The 18,747-nt window shown below is 70.0% G+C and carries 14 protein-coding genes; 8 read left to right on the forward strand and 6 right to left on the reverse strand.

Annotated elements, in window-relative coordinates; genetic code table 11:
• The 5 genes from Acor_RS42515 to Acor_RS35865 form a co-directional block, all read left to right on the forward strand.
• A partial coding sequence (locus tag Acor_RS42515) for a hypothetical protein (RefSeq protein ID WP_170317245.1) occupies positions 1 to 276 on the forward strand: 276 nt, incomplete at its 5' end.
• Positions 269 to 682: a roadblock/LC7 domain-containing protein gene (locus Acor_RS35850; RefSeq protein ID WP_155341222.1), complete on the forward strand. Its 414-nt coding sequence runs from the start codon at positions 269 to 271 to the stop codon at positions 680 to 682. The genes Acor_RS42515 and Acor_RS35850, both read left to right, overlap by 8 nt.
• Positions 672 to 1,025, forward strand: a complete 354-nt coding sequence (locus Acor_RS35855; RefSeq protein ID WP_155341223.1) for a DUF742 domain-containing protein — start codon at positions 672 to 674, stop codon at positions 1,023 to 1,025. The genes Acor_RS35850 and Acor_RS35855 overlap by 11 nt, the downstream gene beginning before the upstream one ends.
• A complete protein-coding gene (locus tag Acor_RS35860) occupies positions 1,006 to 1,584 on the forward strand; it encodes a GTP-binding protein (protein ID WP_155341224.1) in 579 nt (192 codons plus the stop codon). The genes Acor_RS35855 and Acor_RS35860 overlap by 20 nt, the downstream gene beginning before the upstream one ends.
• Positions 1,585 to 1,875: 291 nt before the next feature.
• Positions 1,876 to 3,702 (forward strand): hypothetical protein, encoded by a 1,827-nt coding sequence (locus Acor_RS35865; RefSeq protein WP_155341225.1) that lies wholly within the window; start codon positions 1,876 to 1,878, stop codon positions 3,700 to 3,702.
• Positions 3,703 to 3,722: 20 nt separating this feature from the next.
• Here the strand turns inward: Acor_RS35865 and Acor_RS35870 are convergent, their stop codons facing one another.
• From Acor_RS35870 to Acor_RS35885, 4 genes are all read right to left on the reverse strand, one after another.
• Positions 3,723 to 4,193 (reverse strand): hypothetical protein, encoded by a 471-nt coding sequence (locus Acor_RS35870; protein ID WP_155341226.1) that lies wholly within the window; start codon positions 4,191 to 4,193, stop codon positions 3,723 to 3,725.
• A 170-nt stretch (positions 4,194 to 4,363) separates the two neighbouring features.
• The gene (locus Acor_RS35875) at positions 4,364 to 6,262 is read right to left on the reverse strand and encodes a WD40 repeat domain-containing protein (RefSeq protein ID WP_155341227.1); all 1,899 of its coding nucleotides are present in this window, start codon (positions 6,260 to 6,262) and stop codon (positions 4,364 to 4,366) included.
• A 73-nt stretch (positions 6,263 to 6,335) separates the two neighbouring features.
• A complete protein-coding gene (locus Acor_RS35880) occupies positions 6,336 to 8,159 on the reverse strand; it encodes a WD40 repeat domain-containing protein (protein WP_155341228.1) in 1,824 nt (607 codons plus the stop codon).
• Positions 8,160 to 8,260: 101 nt separating this feature from the next.
• A complete protein-coding gene (locus Acor_RS35885; protein WP_246239585.1) occupies positions 8,261 to 11,722 on the reverse strand; it encodes a discoidin domain-containing protein in 3,462 nt (1,153 codons plus the stop codon).
• 275 nt (positions 11,723 to 11,997) lie between these two features.
• Here Acor_RS35885 and Acor_RS35890 point away from each other — a divergent pair, with 275 nt between their 5' ends.
• From Acor_RS35890 to hisG, 3 genes are all read left to right on the forward strand, one after another.
• A complete protein-coding gene (locus tag Acor_RS35890; RefSeq protein ID WP_155341229.1) occupies positions 11,998 to 14,403 on the forward strand; it encodes a glycoside hydrolase family 3 C-terminal domain-containing protein in 2,406 nt (801 codons plus the stop codon).
• 312 nt (positions 14,404 to 14,715) lie between these two features.
• Entirely contained in the window at positions 14,716 to 16,068 is a 1,353-nt protein-coding gene (locus tag Acor_RS35895) for a DUF1996 domain-containing protein (RefSeq protein WP_155341230.1), read from the forward strand.
• 189 nt (positions 16,069 to 16,257) lie between these two features.
• On the forward strand, positions 16,258 to 17,109 hold the full coding sequence (gene hisG, locus Acor_RS35900; RefSeq protein ID WP_155341231.1) for an ATP phosphoribosyltransferase: 852 nt from the start codon (positions 16,258 to 16,260) through the stop codon (positions 17,107 to 17,109).
• Here the strand turns inward: hisG and Acor_RS35905 are convergent, their stop codons facing one another.
• Both Acor_RS35905 and Acor_RS35910 read right to left on the reverse strand, forming a co-directional pair.
• On the reverse strand, positions 17,110 to 18,306 hold the full coding sequence (locus tag Acor_RS35905) for an RNA polymerase sigma factor (protein ID WP_155341232.1): 1,197 nt from the start codon (positions 18,304 to 18,306) through the stop codon (positions 17,110 to 17,112).
• Positions 18,306 to 18,650 (reverse strand): YciI family protein, encoded by a 345-nt coding sequence (locus Acor_RS35910; protein ID WP_155341233.1) that lies wholly within the window; start codon positions 18,648 to 18,650, stop codon positions 18,306 to 18,308. The genes Acor_RS35905 and Acor_RS35910 overlap by 1 nt, the downstream gene beginning before the upstream one ends.
• Positions 18,651 to 18,747 lie beyond the last annotated feature (97 nt).

An 18,747-nucleotide genomic window follows, 5' to 3' on the forward strand; every position in this document is an offset into this window, starting at 1 on the left:
GTACGGCAGCCGCCCCCGCCGCCCCCCATCACCGTCGAAGACGACGACCTGGAAGAGCTGGAAGGGCTGCCGCAGCGAGTGCCCCAGACGCACCTCGCCACCCAGCTACGCGGGACCGAGCCGGCGCGGCCCACCGAAGAAGTCGACATTGACGCGTCCACGGCGGAGCGGCGGGCCGGTCTGATGACCGCCATGCAGCGCGGCTGGGAACGCGGGCGCAGGGAAACGGGTCAGCCCGACCTGTACGGCGGACGAAAGGACAGGACGGATGGCTGAACTCGTGAAGGAACTGGACTGGCTGCTCGACGATCTGATCCGGCGCACGCCCGGCGTGCTGCACGCGATCGTGCTCTCCGCCGACGGGCTGCCGATGGGCGGTTCCCAGGGCCTCAACCGGGAAGACACCGAGCACCTGGCGGCGATCGCGGCGGGCAGCCACAGCCTGGCCCAGGGGGCGGGCCGCCGGTTCGGGGCCGGCGGCGTCCGGCAGACGATCATCGAGCTGGATTCGGCGTTCCTGTTCGTCACCGCCGCGGGGGAGGGCGCCCGGCTGGCCGTCATGACCACCTCGGACGCCGACCTCGGGGTCGTCACCTACGAACTGACGATGCTGGTGAAACGGGTCGGGGAGCATCTGAGCACGCGACCACGGGCCGCGAGTGGGCAGGTTCATGGGCGCTGACGAAGACCCGGGCCCGCTGGTCCGCATGTACGTGGTCACCGGCGGGCGGGCCCGGCCGATCGGGGAGGCGTTCGACGTCGTCGCGGTGGTGACGACGCTCGGCATGCCGTACGAGCAGGCGGGACTGTCGCCGGAGCACCTCACGGTGCTGCGGATGTGCGTCCGGCCGGCCACGGTGGCCGACATCGGCGTGTACCTGCGCCTGCCGCTCAACATCATCCGGGTGCTGCTGAGCGACCTGCGGCGGGAGGGCCTGGTGTCGATAGACCGGCCGGCCGTCTCCGCCGCCGCCATGAACGAGCGGATCTATCAGGAAGTGCTCAATGGACTACGCGCGCTCTGAGACCTTGGCGATCAAGATCCTGGTCGCGGGCGGCTTCGGCGTGGGCAAGACCACGATGGTCTCGGCGGTGAGCGAGATCCAGCCGCTGCACACCGAGGAACTGCTCAGCGACCGGAGCGCCGCGGTGGACGACACGACCGGGGTGGAGCAGAAGACGACCACCACGGTCGCGCTCGACTTCGGCCGGATCACCCTCCGCGAGGGCCTCTGGATCTACCTGTTCGGCACGCCGGGACAGGACCGGTTCTGGTTCATGTGGGATGAGCTGTCCATCGGCGCGCTCGGCGCGGTGGTGATCGCCGACACCCGGCGGCTGGGCGAGGCGTTCGCGGCGGTGGACTACTTCGAGCAGCGGAAGATCCCGTTCGTGGTGACGGTGAACTGCTTCGACGGCGCCCGCCGCCACTCACCGGAGGCCGTCCGCAGGGCGCTCGCCCTGCCGGCGCACGTGCCGGTGGTGCTCTCCGACGTCCGCGACCGCGAGTCGGTGAAGGAGATCCTGCTCACCCTGGTACGGCACGCCCGCGAACACGCGCCCTCACTGACCGCCATGCCGTAAAACTCCGGCGAGCGGAAGTGCCGATAACCAAACGGTCTTTCCCGGTTACGGTGGAGTATGGGACCTTCGGCTTGGATCGGTAGGTATCCGCGCGGGAGCGAGGGCCCGGATGGCTGAGATGGCGAATCCGATGCGTGTTCACGCAGGGCGGTGGTGATGCCGCCCTACAGTTCCGAGTTCCGGGGGGTCGACGCCGACCGACTGCTGGCGATGATCAATTCGCTGGACCGGGACGCGGAGGCGTTGCAGGCGTTCGTACGGCGGTTCCGGGGAGAGTTCGCGCGGCTCGGGGTGGAGACGTCGGCGCTGACGGAGCTGGAACGGATCGGCGCGTGGACCCGGGATCAGCTGCCGGTGATGCGCCGCCGCCACGAACTGGCGGCGGCGGCCAACCGGCTGAGCGGAGCCGGGTTCGTGGAGATCCCCGGCGTCACGATGTCACTGACCGAGGCGTATGCCAAGGGCCGGGATCTGGCCGCCCTGTTCGGCACCGGCATCATCTCCAACAACGATTTCACCGCGGAGTTCAAGGGTGAACTGGTGCATCAGCACATCGGTGAACTCAAGCACCTGGCCGGCGACGCGGACGCTTCGGCCGCGTTCGTGGCGGGGCTGTCCGGGCCGGTGCGGCAGGGGTTGCCGAACCTGCTGCTGAACACGGGCAGTTCGACGGCGCGTGCGGATCTGGCGGCGTTCTCCGCCGTGTTCGGCGCGGCGTTGCGGGCCACGAAACCGCCTCCGGGGATGGCCGAGTACCAGCGCGAACTGGCGGCTCCGACGAATGCCGACGCGGCTTGGCAACGGCTGGCGTTGCTGAAGGGCTCGGGCGCGCCTTCGCAGGTGCTGGCGCGGACCGCGCGGCTGGTCCTGGACGAGTTTGCGGCCGATCCTGGGCAGGACTGGTTCGGCGGCGCGCTGGACGAGTACCGCGCCTACGGGTTGCCGGGCGACTCGGTCACGCTGGCGTTGCAGGTGATCGCCGATGACCCGGTGGCGGTCCGGTCGGTGTTCGCCGAGATGGGCCGCCCGCCGGTGGAACTGACCCGCCCGGAGCGGATGAACCTGCTGTTCGAGTACGCCCGGCATCGTGACGCTGACGTTGCTGACGCGCTTGGCCGGACGATGGCGACGGGATCGGGAGTCCACAACGAACAACCAGGCGCGCACAGCGCCGACGCGGCGGCCTTCGCCTTCGACGCGATCACCACGAGTGCGTCCCTGGGCCAGGACATGCCAGCGTCCGCCCAGGGTTCTATGGCCGAACTGGCCGCCTCTTACGGCCACGAAATGATCGCCGGCGCCCGCATCGAGGATGGCGAATCCCGCGACTCCGGCATGACCGCGCCGCCCCACCTCTCGACCATTCCCGGGTTGACACCGAGCTTCTATCTGAGCCCCCAAGGCACCTACGGCTTCCTGAAGACCTTCGCCGCCGAACAGAAAAACACCGACACCTTCGACAAGGCCATGGGCGAACTACGCCATGACCTGCTGGTTCAAGCCGCCCGCCTGGACGGCGAGGCCTTGCGGGGCAGTCCGCCCAAGGATCCCGGCTACTTCGAGGTGACGGCGGGTGGGATCGGCGACCTGGCGGGCATGGAGTACGCGGCGGCGTTGAAGACTCGCGGTGACATGGACGCCTTTGACGAGCAGATGCGCGGCATCGTGACCGATACCGCATCACTCGCGCTGGGTGCGGCACCCAGTCCCGAGAAGGGGGTGCGCTGGTTGATCTGGCAGTTGGGAATGTTCGGCACGGGCAAGGCGCTGGACGCCTGGGAGGACGGGGACCCGGCGGACACAAGGGTGAGCAAACTTGACGGTGCGCGCGACAAATGGATTCTCGCCCAGCGCTATGACATCGCCACCAAGTTGTGGGAGGGAGGATTTCCCGCCGATCCGCCATGGCCGGCCTCACTGATGAAGGACGGCAGGCCACTTCCGCTGGAAGAGCCGCTCAAGGACAGCAAGATCTTCGAGACGTTCTCGGCTTGGTCGGATTCCACGGACACGGATGGTGACGGCTCGACTTTTGACAAGAAGCTCGCTATGGGGATCCGCGGCACAATTAGCCCCGAGTCCGCAGTGACCGCAAAAGGTTACGAAAAGCAGCCGTAACCTCGTTCCTTATCGGCTGGCTACTCGCACTGGGTCTCGCCGGTGATCTGGGCGGCGATCCTGGTGTCCGATGGCAGCGAAATGATGCCGGAGAACCGTAGCCCAGCCTTGTTGACCCAAACGATGGTGCGCGTTGGGATGACGTCTGCTTGGCTGGGCCCGCTGACATCTCTCAGGTATCCCCGTTCGGCGAAACTGAATCCGATCTGCCTGGTCGCTCCGTCGAGCTTGTTGTCCGGATCAGGGTTGAGCGTCGGCAGTTCCGCAGCGGCGGTGAAGACGCGCTTGAACTTGCCATCACCACACGGGACGTCAGTGGTCGCCGGATTCGTGATCTGGACGGACTCGTCCACCCAGTCGTCCCACGCCATGACGTGCCTGCCGTCCGCGGCGAGCCGGGCACCGGCTTCCTCCAAGGACGGGCCGGCGGAACACCCGGCCGCCGCAACCGCTGCCAGCAGGCCGGTAAGGCAACTTCGCGCGAGACGCAAACCGTACCTCCACGATGCCGTGACTCGGCTTTGGCCGGTATTCCCCGCATCAACCCACCTCAGACCCCCGGGCAAGGCGCGGAATACGGAGCCAGGCATTATCGCCACGAACGCGAATGACCAGTCAAGCCGTTGCACCACCCGAGCATGAGGGTGGACCAGAAATCGGCTCATCGGCCGCCCAGGTCCCACAGGCGGACTCGTTCGTCGCGGCCGGCCATGATCAGTAGAGTGTGGCCGTTCAGGTGGGTCAGTTGGATGACGCCGTAGCGGCGGCCGATGGTGATCGGTGGGCCGAGTTGGCGGCCGTCGGTGAGGTTCCAGATGCGGGCGGTGCCGTCGGCGGACGAGGTGACGGCGATCGGGCGGTCGCCGATGAGGCCGGTTCTGATGTGGCTGATCAGTTCGCTGTGGCCGGTCAGCTGGAAGAGTTCGCGGCCGGTGCCGAGGTCCCAGACCCGGACGGCCGCCCCCATGCCGGACAGCACCAGCGTGGTGCAGCGTGCCTGGGCGACGGCGGGGCGGGCATCGCGGGAGCCCAGGGAGCGTACGTCGAGGATGGTGCCGAGGCGGCGGCCGGTCTGCAGGTCCCACATCCTGAGCCGGTTCCGGACGTCGATCACAACGTCCCGGCCGGCCACCTGGGTGAGGAGGACACGGCCGATCGGCTGCTCGCCGGTGACCGGAACGGGCGACCCGATGGGCGCGCCGGTGTTCAGGTCGCGCAGCCGTACCCGCCCGGCCTCCTCGCCGAGGTGCGCGGCCCGCCCGTGGAACGAGATGACCCAGCCGGCGCCGAGCCCGTCGAAGGCGGGTTCGACGGTGCCGCCGGGGTTGAGCCACCAGAAGCGCTGCGTGCCGTCCCAGGTCGCCAGGAACGGCCTCAGCCCGGGGACCTCGGTGAACAGCGGCTGCTTCACGCCGGCCGGGCTGGTCAGCGGCGAGCCGACACGCTGCCGGGTGACCAGGTCCCACACCATGACCGTTCCGTCGGCGCCGCCACTGACGACGACCCGGCGTCCGTCGAGTTCGGCGACGCTGAAGGATTCGACCTCGTCGATATGACCGTTCGGGGTGGTAGCGGCGAGGAGCGTCTCGGTGGTCAGATCCCATAAGCGGAGCGCGTTGTCGCCGCCCCCGGTGAGCGCGACCGGCCTTCCGTCCAGTTCGCCGACGACCAGATGGACCCGATCGTAGATCGATCGCGTGTACCCGCCCTCCGGCTCCTGCGGCGGCGGGTTGCCGCCGAGCCGGCCGATCTCCGTCCTGGTCGCCGGATCCCAGAGAGAGACCGTGCCGACCGGCGGGAACGCGGTGCCGAGCTCGTACTCAACGGCGCCACGATTGACGGTGAGCAGCACGGTCCTGCCGTTGATCGTCGCCTTCCGCACGGTCGAGAAGTCACCACCGATCGTGCCGGTCTCCTTCCCTGTGGCGAGGTCCCAGAGCGTGACCTGGTCGAGGCCGGGATCGTTCTCGTCGCCGCCGTTGTCGTTCACCGCGGCGGTGAGCCGCCCGCCGAGCGTGAACAGCACGAGCGCGCCCACGCTGTTGTCCTCGCCGAGGTGCATCACCCGGCCGACCTGACGGCCGGTGGCGACAGCGACGACACGCATCTCGTCCCCCACGGTCACCCGCACCATCCGCCCGTTCATCCTGGCCGTCGACACGAGCGTGTTGCCCGGGTTCGCCGGAGCGGGCGGCACCTCCACGGTGAGGCCGTCGCCCGGGACGATCTCGCGGGAGCGCGCGGGTTCGCCGATCGGCGTCAGTCCGGGCAGCGCCCAGACCCGCATCGTGCCCTCCTGCCCGGTGCTGACCGCGACCGCCCGTCCGCCGAGCCGCCCGAACGCCACTGCGGTGATGTTGGTGTGCTCGTCACCGCCGAAGGTCGCCGCCGGTCCGAACGCGGCCGGCGCGGGCGTGCCCGGCCGCTGGTCGCAGAGCGTCTCCGGGTACGGCCAGCGTGGCAGACCCGCTCCCGACGCCGCTCCCGACGCCGTTCCGGACGACCCCCGGGGGATCACCGCCACGACCAGCAGGCAAACAGCGACCAGCCATCTCCTCATGCCGGATGAGATACCGAAATATCACCCACAGTTCGAGCCGTGACCTCATCGTGACGCTCTCGGTGATCGAGTTTCACCGGCCAAGGTCCCACCTCCGGACCCGCTCATCGCGCCCCGCGCCGATCAGCAGCGTCCGGCCCTCCCAGTAGGTCAGCTGGATCATGCCGTACCGGAAGCCGACCGCGATCGGCGCTCCGATCTGCTTGCCGTCGGCCAGGTTCCACACCCGGGCGGTGCCGTCCTCCCCCGCCGTGACCGCGATCGGAAGGTCACCGATCGTGCCGTACCTGATCTGGTGCACACGTCCGCCATGCCCGGTCAGCCGGAAGAGTTCGCGGCCGGTGCGCAGATCCCAGACCCGGACGCCGGTGTCGCTCCCGGTCAGCGCGACGGTGGTGCAGCGCGCGTGGCCGACGGCGGGCGGCGCGTTCCGGTGGCCGGACGAGCGCACGTCGGGGATCGTGCCGATACGCCGTCCCGTGTACAGATCCCACAATGTCATCCATTCGCGTACATCGATGAGGACCGGCCGCCCGCCCAACTCGGCGAGCGTCACCTGGGAGAGGGGATTCGGGCCGGTGACCCGGATGGCGGTGCCGATGTGCTCGCGAGTGGCCAGGTCGCGCAGGCGGATCCATCCCGATTGCCCGCTGATGGCGGCGAAGCCGTCGCCGAACGGGACGACCCAGCCGCTCATCAGGGGCAGCAACCGCTGGACCACACCCTGGCCGGTCGGCTCGGCGTCCACCCGGACAGGGGACCCGTCGAGGAGCAGCGGCGGTCGCTCCGGCATCTCGGTGGAGGCGGGACGCCAGTCCGGCTGGAACACCGGCATGCCGAGCCGCGCGCCGGTGACGAGATCCCACATCAGCAGCGTGCCGTTGACGCTCACGCTGACCACCACCCGGCGGCCGTCCTGCTCCCCCACGGTGAACGTGCCGACCTCGTTGACGTGGCCGTTGGGCCGGGTGGCCGCGATCGGGGCGGCCGTGGTCAGGTCCCAGAGCCGTAGCGTGTTGTCGAAGCCGCCGGTCAGGGCGACGGGTTCGCCGTCCATCGTGCCGACGGCGAGACGCACTTCGGTGTTGCTGCTGGCCGAATCCTCCACCACGGGCGGCGGCGGGTTCCCGGGCAGCCGGGCGATCTCGGCCCGCGTGACGGGGTTCCAGATCGAGACGCTCCCGCTGCGCCTGGGGCCGCCTTCCGCCCCCGGGTCGAAGCCGGTGTTGACGGTGACCAGCACGAGCGCGCCGTCGACGGTGGCCGCGCGCACCGTGGAGAAGTGCCCGTCGATCGCGCCGACCAGTTCGCCGGAGGCGAGATCGCGCAGGTCAAGCTGGTCCGCGCACCGGCATTCGTCGCCGCCGGTGTCGGCGATGGCCGCGACGAGCGTCCCGCCCATGGGGAACACGACCATCCCCAGGACCGAGTTGTCCTCGCCCAGCTCCACCACCGGGCCGACCTCACGGCCGGTGCCCGCGTCCAGGACACGCAGCCTGTCGTCGGCGGTGACCCGGACGGGTCGCCCGTTCAGCCGGCCGGTCGGCTCGGGTTCCGGATCGAGGACGAGACCACCGCCGGAAACGATCGTCGCGGACTTCACCGGCTCGCCGATCGGCGTGAGGCCCGGCAGTCCCCACATCCGCATCGTGCCCTCCTGCCCGGTGCTGACGGCGACCGAACGCCCGCGAAACCGCCCGAAGGCGACGCCGGTGATGTTGGTGTGCTCGTCCCCGCCGAAGACCACAGGCGCCCCGAACCCGTCCGGCGGCGCGGTCCGCGCCCGCTCGGCGCAGTCCTTCTCCGGGTACGGCCACGCGGGCACGACCACCGCCGCCGAAGCGCCCGGACTCACGCCCAGAACCAGCAGGCAAACGACGATCAGCAGCTTCTTCACGCGAGTTGAGATACCGGATTCCGGCCGGCGGTTCGAGCCGTGACCTCATCGTGATCTGTGGCGGCCGCCGCGCCCGGCGTGGCGCGACGGCCGTCCCGGCGTCAGCTGTAGACGCCGAACTCCCAGAGCGAGTACCCGTACGCGGTGCCGCGCTGGGTCATGTTCACCCGGACGTATCTGGCCGACACGTTCAGGTCGATGCCGTCGAAACCGCCGTCACCCGTGGTGGTGGTGAAGACGTTGGTCCAGGTGGTGCCGTTGGGCGAGGTCTGGACCTGGTACGACTTGCCGTACGCGGACTCCCAGCCGAGCTGCACGTGCCTGATCGCGGTGGTCGCGCCCAGGTCGACCTGGATCCACTGCGGGTCGGCCCACTCGCTGGCCCACCGGGAGGTGTAGCTGCCGTCGGTGGCCCGGTTCGGGTTGAACGGCCCGCCGTCGCCGGTCGCCTGGAACGTCGACGCGGTGGTCGTCTTGCCGACGGCCACGTTGGTGCCTGCCACCACCGGCGGGACCACCCGGAACGACTTCTGCTCGATGCCGACGTTGCCGTGGCCGTCGTAGGCGTAGACGTACGCCTTCCACACGCCCATCTGCTGCGGCGCCGTCACCGAGAAGCGGCCAGGGGCGGTCTGGGTGAAGCGGACGTGGTCGAAGCCGCGGTTGCCGTTGATGTGCTTGTTGCTGAACATCAGGTTGTAGCGGATCAGGTCGCTGTTCGGGTCGGTGGCGGCGACCTCGACGGTGAACTGCTGCCCGGCGGGGACGGCCGTCTGCGGCGTCACCGTCATGGAGCTGATCTCCGGCGGGGTGTTCGCCGAGGGCTGCCCGGTGTACGCCTGCCGGAGCGCGTGGAAGCCGAGCCGCCGCCAGCCGCCGGTGAGCGTGTTCAGCCAGACGCCGCCGAAGTCGTTCTCCAGCCCGTAGTGGAACTCGGTGGCGCCGAGCGCGACCCCGGTGTGGTTGTGTATGGCGTTCCAGCTGGCCGTGTACTGGGCGCGTTTCTGCAGGTCGGTCGGCTCGGTCGGGACGCCGTTGACGTCGTTGGGGACCTCCCACTCGCCGTCGGGGCCGGCCTCGGTGACGATGTACGGCTTGGTGTAGCCGCCGCTGACCCAGTCGGTGCGCACGGTGCCGATCGCGCCGTAGGAGTTCACCGCGAGCAGGTCGAGCGACGGGGAGTGCGCCTTGTAGTAGGTCCAGGCGTGCGTGTACGCGTCGGTCGAGGTGACCGGGTGGTTGGGGTCGGCGGCGTGGATCGCGTCGGCGACCTCGTTGACGAACTTGGCGTACGCCACCCGGCGGGCCTCCACCACGTCGGCGGCCAGCCCGTGGTCCTGCATGGTCAGGATGACCTCGTTGCCGACGTCCCACATCAGCACGCCCTGCCGGTTCTTCAGGGCGTTCACCCGCGCCACGATCTCGTTCTTCACGCTGGTCTTGTACGCGGTGTCGTTGACGTAGTCGGCGCCCTGGTTGAGCCAGTGCCCGACGATCACCTTGATGCCCTGCTGCGCGGCCCGGTCGAGCAGGGTGGGCGTGTTGGCGTCGTCCACGCCCCAGGTGCGGATGGTGTTCACGCCCATCGCCTTGAGGTCGCGCATGTACCCGTCGGCGGCGGCCTGCGGCGGCCCGTAGGTCAGGCCCTTGATCTCGAACGGCCCGCCGTTGACGGTCAGCTGCCAGTTGCCCTGGGTGCCCGTCACCCGCACCACACTCGGCCCGGCCGGGGTGGCCGGATCGGTCATCGGCGCGGGCGTCGTCCCGGTCTGCCTGGCGACCGACACCCAGTCCACGTTCAGCGTGCCGCCGGAGGTGGTGGCCGCGGTCGGCGTCGTCGTCCCCGCCAGCGCGTTCGGCAGCGAGCCGCCGACGGCGAGGTCGAACCTGAGGTAGAAGCCGTGGTGCACGGCGGCCTGCCAGGCGGTCACGCCGACCTGGCTCTCCCGGACCACCCAGGTCTGGCGGCCGTCCAGGTAGAACCGGATCTCCTCGTCCTGCTTGGTCCTGTCGATGATCTGGGTGTACTCGTGGTAGCCGGTCTGGCAGCCGTCACAGGAGGCGAAACCGCTGGTCCTGCCGCTGTACTCGTTGCACACGCCGTCCGGGGCGGTGCCGCAGTGGAGGGTGTTGGCGAGCTGGCTGCGGCCGTTGACGTTGGTCATGATGTCGGTCTCGCCGACGGTCGGCCAGTTGTTGTAGTTGCCTCGGTAGGCGGCGCCGGTGGCGCGGAAGCCCGGCCAGTAGCCGAGCGGGTTGGCGACGTCGGGCTGCTTCAGGCGGGCGGTGAAGCGGAGCAGCTGGCCCGGCTGGGGGGCGAAGTCGGTGCGCTGGGTCTCGACGCGGCCGGAGGTCCAGTTGCCCGCGCCGTCCTTGAGCGCCTTGATGGCGAGGGTGCCGGCGCCGTCCAGGGCGACGTTGGCGGTGGAGGCGGACATGGTCTCCACTTCGCCGGTGCCCCAGTTGGCTGCGCCGCCGGGGTACTGGGTGCCGGTGCGGAGGAGCCAGTTGGCGGCGCTCGGGGAGGTGTTGGCGGGGCCGGTGAAGTCGTCGCGCCAGACTTCGGTCCAGATGCCGGGGTCAGGGGACGGGGAAGGGCTCGGCGACGGGGACGGAGACGGGCTCGGGCTGGTGATTGTTCCGGTGTAGACGGCCATCTCGTACAGCGAGTAGCCCCAGCCGGTGTTGCGGGCGGTGCCGTGCATACGGATATACCGGCCGGTGCCGGAGATGTTCAGGGTTTGGGTGCCGCCGGTGCCCGTGGTGGTCGAGTAGATGTCCGTCCAGGTCGTCGCGTTGGGCGAGGTCTGGATCTTGAAGGCGGTGGCGTACGCGCCTTCCCAGGTCAGGACCACCCGGCAGATCTGGTAGGTGGCGCCGAGGTCGATCTGAAGCCACTGCGGGTCGCTGTACGCGCTGGACCAGCGGGTGGTGGTCGGGTTGCCGTCGACGGCGGCGGAGGCGGGAGTGCCGGCGTTCTCCAGCGAGGAGGCCGTGGCGGTCTTGCCCTGGGCGACGTTGGTCGTTCCGCAGGCGGTGGGGCTGGGGGACGGGGACGGCGATGCCGTCGAGCCGTACACCTGGAACTCCCAGAGGGAGTAGCCGTAGCCGGTGCCCCGGGCGGTGCCGTTCATGCGGACGTACCGGCCGGTGCCGGTCACGGCGAGGGTCTGGGTGCCGCCGGTGCCCGTGGTCGTGGTGTAGACGTCGGTCCAGGTCGTGCCGTTGGGCGAAGTCTGGATCTTGAAGGCGGAGGCGTACGCGGCTTCCCAGGTCAGGACCACCTGGGAGATCGTCGCGGTCGTGCCGAGGTCGACCTGGATCCACTGCGGGTCGCTGAAGGCGCTGGCCCAGCGGGTGACGGTCAGGTCCCCGTCGACGGCGGCCGAGGCGGCGAAGGCCGCGCCCTCGGCGGAGGAGGCCGTGGCCGGTTTACCCTGCGACAGCAGTGTGTCGGCGGCCAGGGCCGGGGTGATGAGGGCCAGGCCGGCCGCGATGAGTGCGGCGATCATGGCGGTGACCAGGCCTAATCGGAGTCGGCCTGAACTGGGGGACGGGTGCACGGGCTCTCCTCGGAACGGGCGGCACCGGCCGCGGGGCCGTGCCGGGAACTTTGGGGAGAGCGCTCTCCATACCGAGAGATTGGCGCTGAGGAACAAGCCTTGTCAAGGGGGAAACGTCCGAATCCGAAATGTTCTGCTCACTTTCGCGACACACGATTTTTCCGAATTTATTAGTGTGCGGGTTGAGGGCGGGGCCATTGACACAGCTTCGGGGTGGGCTTGAACCTTGGCCTTGATGGAGAGCGCTCTCCGTACTCGACCCGAGAGGACCTGGCGTGATCGACGACGAGCTCGACCCCCTGGTGGAGAAGCTGGACCTGGCCCAGAAGGTACGGCTGCTCGCCGGTGCGACCGTGTGGCGCACCCACGCCGAGCCCGCCATCGGCCTCCGCGAGATGCTCACCTCCGACGGTCCGGTGGGGGTGCGCGGGGAAGGCTGGGACGAACGGCACACATCGCTGACCCTGCCGTCGCCCACAGGGCTGGCGGCCAGCTGGGACGAGGAGCTGGTGGAGCGGCTGGGCGCCCTGCTCGCGGCGGAGGCCCGGCGCAAGGGCGTCCGCGTCCTGCTCGCGCCCAACCTCAACCTGCACCGATCCGCGCTCGGCGGCCGGCACTTCGAGTGCTTCTCCGAGGATCCGCTGCTCACCGGCCGGATCGGCGCGGCCTACATCCGGGGTGTGCAGTCCGGCGGGGTCGCGGCTACCGCCAAGCACTTCACCGCGAACGACTCGGAGACCGACCGGATGACCGTCGACGCCCGAGTCGATGCCCAGACCTTGCACGAGCTCTACCTGGCCCCCTTCGAGGCGGCGATCGAGGCGGGCGTGTGGGTGGTCATGTCCGCTTACAACGCGGTGAACGGCACCACGATGTCGGAGAACACGCTGCTCACCGACCCGCTGAAGTCCCCCTGGGGCTTCGACGGCGTGGTCATCTCCGACTGGGGCGGCGTCCGCTCCACCGTCCCGTCCGCCCTGGCGGCACAGGACCTCGCGATGCCGGGCCCGAACCCATGCTGGGGCGACGCCCTCCTCGCGGCGGTGGAATCCGGCGAGGTCCCCGAGTCGGCCGTCGACGACAAGGTCCGCCGCATCCTCCGGCTGGCCATGCGCGTGGGCGCGCTGGACTTGGAGGAGCAGCAGGACGACGTCACGCCGGCATCACACGAATCGGGCGATACCGCGCTGTTGCGTCAGGCGGTGGCCGCCGGATGCGTGCTGCTGCGGAACGAAGGCGGGCTGCTGCCGCTGGACGCCCGGAAGCTGGGGCGGGTCGCGGTGATCGGGCCGAACGCGGCCGTCGCCCGGATCCAGGGCGGTGGCAGCGCGGGGGTCTATCCGGAATCGGTGGTCTCGCCGCTGGATGGGATTCGGGTGGCGCTGTCCGGAGTCGCCGAGGTCGCGTACGCCCCCGGGATGGCGACGAGCGACCTTCCCACGCCGCTGGAGGCCGCCAACGCGCGTGATCCCCGGACAGGGGAACCAGGCGTGCTGGTCCGGATCCTGGACGCCGATGAGAGGGAGGTCCACGCGGAGCACCGCCTGACCGGACGGCTGCTCGAACCGACCCTGGCCGAAGCCGCCGCCACCGTCGAAGTCCGCGCCCTGCTGCGGCCGGGAGTGGCCGGGGAGTGGCGGCTGGCGATCGCCGGATGGGGCAGGGTCTCCCTGGAGGTCGACGGAACGCTCCTGCTCGACGAAGAGATCCCCCGCAACACCGACGACCCGGCCACCGTGCACCTGCACCCGCCGTTCCGTACCGTCTCCGTACCGCTCGGCACCGGGGCGGACGTCGAACTGGTCGCCAGGCGGGAACTCGCCCACGACACCGGACGCGCCACCGTCCTGGCCGCCGACCCGCCCCGCCTCGACGACGACCGCGAACTCGCCGCCGCGGCCGAGCTGGCCAGGAACTCCGATGTGGCCATCGTCGTCGTCGGCACCACCGAGGAGATCGAAAGCGAGGGCCGCGACCGCACCGGCCTCGACCTTCCCGGCCGCCAGAACGACCTGGTCGCCGCCGTCGCCGCCGCCAACCCGCGCACGGTCGTGCTGGTCAACTCCGGCGGCCCGATCGCCATGCCCTGGCACACCCGGGTCCCCGCCCTTCTGCTGACCTGGTTCCCCGGCCAGCAAGCCGGGCACGGCCTCGCCGACGTCCTGTTCGGGGCGGCGGAACCCGGCGGACGGCTCCCCACCACCTGGCACGAGACCGCCATCGCCGCCACCACCCCGGTCGCCGGCGTCCTCGACTACGCGGAGGGCCTGCACATCGGGTATCGCGCCTGGGCGCAGCGCGCCGACTCTCCCGCGTACTGGTTCGGCCACGGCCTCGGCTACACCACCTGGTCCTACGAAGCCATCTCCGCCGACGACCCGCTCACCGTCCGGGTCCGCCTCCGCAACACCGGCCCCCGCCCCGGCCGCGAGGTGGTCCAGCTCTACCTCTCCCGCCCGCACACCACCGTCCCCCGCCCCCACCACTGGCTGGCCGCCTACACCACCGCCACCGCGAACCCCGGCGAGTCCACCGAGGTCACCCTCCACCTGACCGCCCGCGCCTACCAGCACTGGTCCCCCGCCCACGCGTCCTGGCAGACCGAACCGGGCTCTTTCACCCTCTCCGCGGGCCCCAACGCCAACGCCCTCCCTCTCGCCACCGCCACCGAGGCCCCTTGACCGGGCTCCACAACCCTGCCACCAGGCCATTTGACAGTGGAGAGCGCTCTCCACCCGCGCGACGGACCGATCCAATGCGATGGGCTCTAGCTGCGGATTCTCCGTACCCTCCCGAAAAGAGCGATCCGACCGCGCGGCAGGCACTGACAGCGGGGGTGAGTCCGTTTCAGGGGTGTGAACTGGGAGTTTCGGATTGGTGTTGTGAGGTGTCTTGACAAGTCCGGACAATCGGGGCCAATCTCACTGGAGAGCGCTCTCCCCCTCGTGGTCCGTGCCGGACGGCGAGGCACCCCCCATGCATAAGGAGAGGCCGTGCATCCATCCAGAAGTCCGGGTCGCTACCAATTGGGCCTGATCATCGCCACCCTGGTCGCGCTCGTCGCCGCGGGTCTGACGGTGGTCTCCACCGCCGCGTCGGCAGCCGACGCCCTGTTGTCCCAAGGCCGCCCCGCCTCCGCCTCCTCCACCGAGGGCGGCGGCTACGGCGCGGGAGCCGCGGTCGACGGCAACAACGGCACCCGCTGGGCCAGCGCGTTCAGCGACCCGCAATGGCTCCAGGTCGACCTCGGCGCCAGCGCGACGATCTCCCAGGTCGTGCTCGCCTGGGAAGGCGCGTACGGCAAGACCTTCAAAATCCAGACCTCGACCAACAACACCACCTGGACGGACATCTACTCGACCACCACCGGCGCCGGCGGCACCCAGACCCTGAACGTCACCGGTTCCGGCAGATACGTCCGCATGTACGGCACCGCCCGCGGCACCGGCTACGGCTACTCCCTCTGGGAATTCAAGGTGTACGGCACCGGCGGCGGCGGATCCACGCCCATGCCCAGCCCGACCTTCACCGACGAGGTCACCCACCACGAGTTCCAGGCCAACTGCAGCTTCACCCAGAACCGCCCCGACGACCCGATCGTCTACCCGGGCCTCCCCGGCGCCTCCCACATGCACACCTTCGTCGGCAACCGCACCACCAACGCGAGCAGCACCGCGGCGTCCCTGCTCGCGGGCACCACCTCGTGCACCAACCCGCACGACCGCTCCGCGTACTGGTTCCCGAGCTTCTACAAGGGCGCGGACCTGATCCAGCCCATCGGCGACCAGGTCATCTACTACAAGTCGGGCATCCTCGAATACTGGCGCGTCCAGAACTTCCCGCAGGGACTGCGCTTCGTCGTCGGCAGCCCGACCGCCACCCTGGAGCAGTTCCGCGACTCCCCCGGCACCGTGGAAGGCTTCGAATGCGGAAGCATCTCCTTCAGCTGGGACATTCCGACGAACTGCCCCGCGGGTAGCCAGGTGAACGTCCGCTACCAGTCGCCCAGCTGCTGGAACGGCGTCAACCTGGACAGCGCCGACCACAAGAGCCACATGTCCTACCCGGTCAGCGGCTACTGCCCCGCGTCCCACCCGGTCCCCGTGCCGATGCTCGAGTTCAAGATCGCCTTCCCGGCGAGCGGCGACCTCAGCCAGGCCCGCCTGGCCAGCGGACGCGGCTATACCTGGCACTACGACTTCTTCAACGCCTGGGACAACCCCGCCATCCTGCAAGCCCTGGTGACCCACTGCATCAACGGTGGCCTCCAGTGCAACCCGCGCGGCTACGACCAGTACAAGCCGCACCGCGGCGCGGCCCTGACCCCCGCCTTCGAACTGCCCTGACCACCCTCGACGCACGTCCCGGACCCGGCCCCCGGCGCACCCGGGCCCGGGGACGTGCCCCCTCCAGCTGACTCCCCTGGCGAGATGGTGACAGCGTGGACGCCGTCGACCTCGCCTCCCTCGTCTCCGCGGAAGCCTGTGGCACTATCGGTAATGGGATCTTCACGTACCGAGACCAGAGGACATCTCATGCTGCGCATCGCCATCCCCAACAAAGGTTCCCTGTCCGAACCGGCGTCCGCGATGCTGGCTGAGGCCGGTTATCGCCAGCGCGCGCAGGTCAAGGACCTCGTGGTGGTGGATGAGGCGAACGGGGTGGAGTTCTTCTTTCTCCGCCCGCGCGACATCGCCGTCTACGTCGGTTCCGGCCGGCTCGACGTCGGCATCACCGGGCGTGATCTGCTGCTGGACTCCGGGGCGGCGGCCGAGGAGATCATGCCCCTGGGCTTCGCCCGCTCGACCTTCCACTTCGCCGGGACGCCCGGCGTGGCCGCCTCGGTCCATGACCTGGAGGGCATGCGGATCGCCACCTCCTTCTCCGGCCTGGTCGCCAAACACCTGGCCGACAAGGGCGTGACGCCCGCCGCGATCGTCCACCTGGACGGCGCGGTCGAAACCTCGCTGCGCCTGGGCGTCGCCGAAGTCATCGCGGACGTGGTCGAAACCGGCTCCACCCTCGCCGCCCTCGGCCTGAAGATCATCGGTTCCCCCATCATGACCTCGGAAGCCATCGTGATCCGCCCCGTCGGCGCGCAGCCCGCCCACGAGGCAGAGCAGCGTTTCCTGCACCGCCTCAAAGGCGTCCTGATCGCCCGCAAATACGTCCTGATGGACTACGACATCCGCAACGAACACGTGGACCACGCCATCTCCCTCACGCCCGGCCTCGAATCCCCCACCATCTCCCCGCTCCACCGCCACGGCTGGACGGCCGTCCGCTCGATGGTCCCCGCCGACCAGGCGCAGACCATCATGGACGAACTCGAATCCGCCGGCGCCCGCGCCATCCTGATCACCCAGATCCACGGCTGCCGCACCTGATCATCGCGGCCCGAGCTCGTCCAGGCTCCGGCGCAGGAACTCGCGTTCGACCTCGTTCTCCGTCCTGGTCAGCGCCGTCTCATAGGCGGCGGCCGCCTCTCCGTCCCGGCCGAGGCGCTGGAGCAGGTTCGCGCGGATCGCGTGGAACAGGTGGTAGCGGTCGAGATCGAGTTCGTCGACGAGGCCGAGCGCCTCCGCCGGCCCGCGCAGCTCCGCCACCGCGACCGCGCGATTGAGCGCCGCCACCGGCGAGGGCGCCACCACCAGCAACTGGTCGTACAGCTGGAGCACCTGGCCCCAGTCGGTGCCGCCCGCGTCCGTGTGCACCGCGTTGATCGCCGCCTGGATCTGGTACGGCCCCGGCCTGCCCCGCCGCAGGCACCGCCGGACCAGCGCCCGCCCTTCGGTGATCAGCTCCCGATCCCACCGGCCGCGATCCTGCCCGGCCAGCGGCACGAGCACGCCCCCGGCGGCCCGCGCGTCCCGCCGCGCCTCGGTGAGCAGCATCAACGCGAGCAACCCCACCGCCTCCGGCTCGTCGGGCATGAGCTCGACCAGCACCCGGGCCAGCCGGATCGCCTCCGCGCACAGATCCTCCCGGACCAGCCGGCCGCCCGACGTGGCGAGATACCCCTCATTGAAGATCAGGTAAAGCACCGCCAGGACCGCCCGCACCCGATCGGGCAGATCCACCTCACGCGGCACCCGGTACGGAATGCCCGCGTCCCGGATCTTCCCCTTCGCCCGGACCAGCCGCTGCGCCATCGTCGGCTCCGGCACCTGGAACGCGTGCGCGATCTCCGCCGTGGTCAGCCCGCCCAGCAGCCGCAGGGTCAGCGCCACCTGCGCGGCCGTCCCCAGCGCCGGATGGCAGCAGATGAAGACCAGGCGAAGCCGGTCGTCGCGCACCACGCCCTCCTCCATCGGTTCCGTCTCGGCGTGCAGCAGCGCGGCCTGCGCGTGTTTGGCGTCCCTGGCGGCTTCCTTGCGGAGCCGGTCGACCGCCCGGTTCCGGGCGGTGACGATGATCCATCCGGCCGGGCTGGGTGGTTCTCCGTTCTCCGGCCAGAGCCGTACGGCCGCGGCGAACGCGTCCTGGACCGCTTCCTCGGCGATGTCGAGGTCGCCGAAGACGCGGGCCAGGACGGCCACCGCGCGGCCGTACTCGGCCCGGAAGATCCGTTCGATCTCGTGCATCAGCCCTCGTTGACGGGGCGCACCTCGATCGGCAGCGTGGTGATCCGGCTGAGCTTGCCGCCCCATTCGAGCGCCGCGTCCAAATCCTCGGCCCGGATCACCGTGAACCCCCCGAGATGCTCCTTGCCCTCCACATACGGCCCATCGGTGAACAGCAGGTCGCCGTCCTTCGCCCGGACCACGGTGGCGGTGCTCGCCGGATGCAGTCCTCCGGCGAACACCCACGCGCCCGCGTCCCGGAGCTCCTGGTTCCACACTTCCAGCTCGCGCATGATCGCCCCCAGATCGACCTCGGGCGGCGGGTCGCCGTCGGGCTGATAGACGCTGAGCAGGTACTGCTTCATCTCGAATCCCTCCTAGTCCAGCTTCTCACCCCCTAGACGAACGACCTGGGCCCGGATCGACACCGCTGAATGCGCACCCGGAACGCCCGCCGATCAT

This window comes from Acrocarpospora corrugata (genome assembly GCF_009687845.1).
GTDB classification, from domain to species: domain Bacteria; phylum Actinomycetota; class Actinomycetes; order Streptosporangiales; family Streptosporangiaceae; genus Acrocarpospora; species Acrocarpospora corrugata.

Bases quoted from the DNA above. Each gene is read 5' to 3' on its own strand.
- Acor_RS35875 (WP_155341227.1), bottom strand. From the start codon at position 6,262: ATGAGGAGATGGCTGGTCGCTGTTTGCCTGCTGGTCGTGGCGGTGATC.
- Acor_RS35910 (WP_155341233.1), bottom strand. From the start codon at position 18,650: ATGAAGCAGTACCTGCTCAGCGTCTATCAGCCCGACGGCGACCCGCCG.
- hisG (WP_155341231.1), top strand. From the start codon at position 16,258: ATGCTGCGCATCGCCATCCCCAACAAAGGTTCCCTGTCCGAACCGGCG.
- Acor_RS35850 (WP_155341222.1), top strand. From the start codon at position 269: ATGGCTGAACTCGTGAAGGAACTGGACTGGCTGCTCGACGATCTGATC.
- Acor_RS35855 (WP_155341223.1), top strand. From the start codon at position 672: ATGGGCGCTGACGAAGACCCGGGCCCGCTGGTCCGCATGTACGTGGTC.
- Acor_RS35860 (WP_155341224.1), top strand. From the start codon at position 1,006: ATGGACTACGCGCGCTCTGAGACCTTGGCGATCAAGATCCTGGTCGCG.
- Acor_RS35905 (WP_155341232.1), bottom strand. From the start codon at position 18,306: ATGCACGAGATCGAACGGATCTTCCGGGCCGAGTACGGCCGCGCGGTG.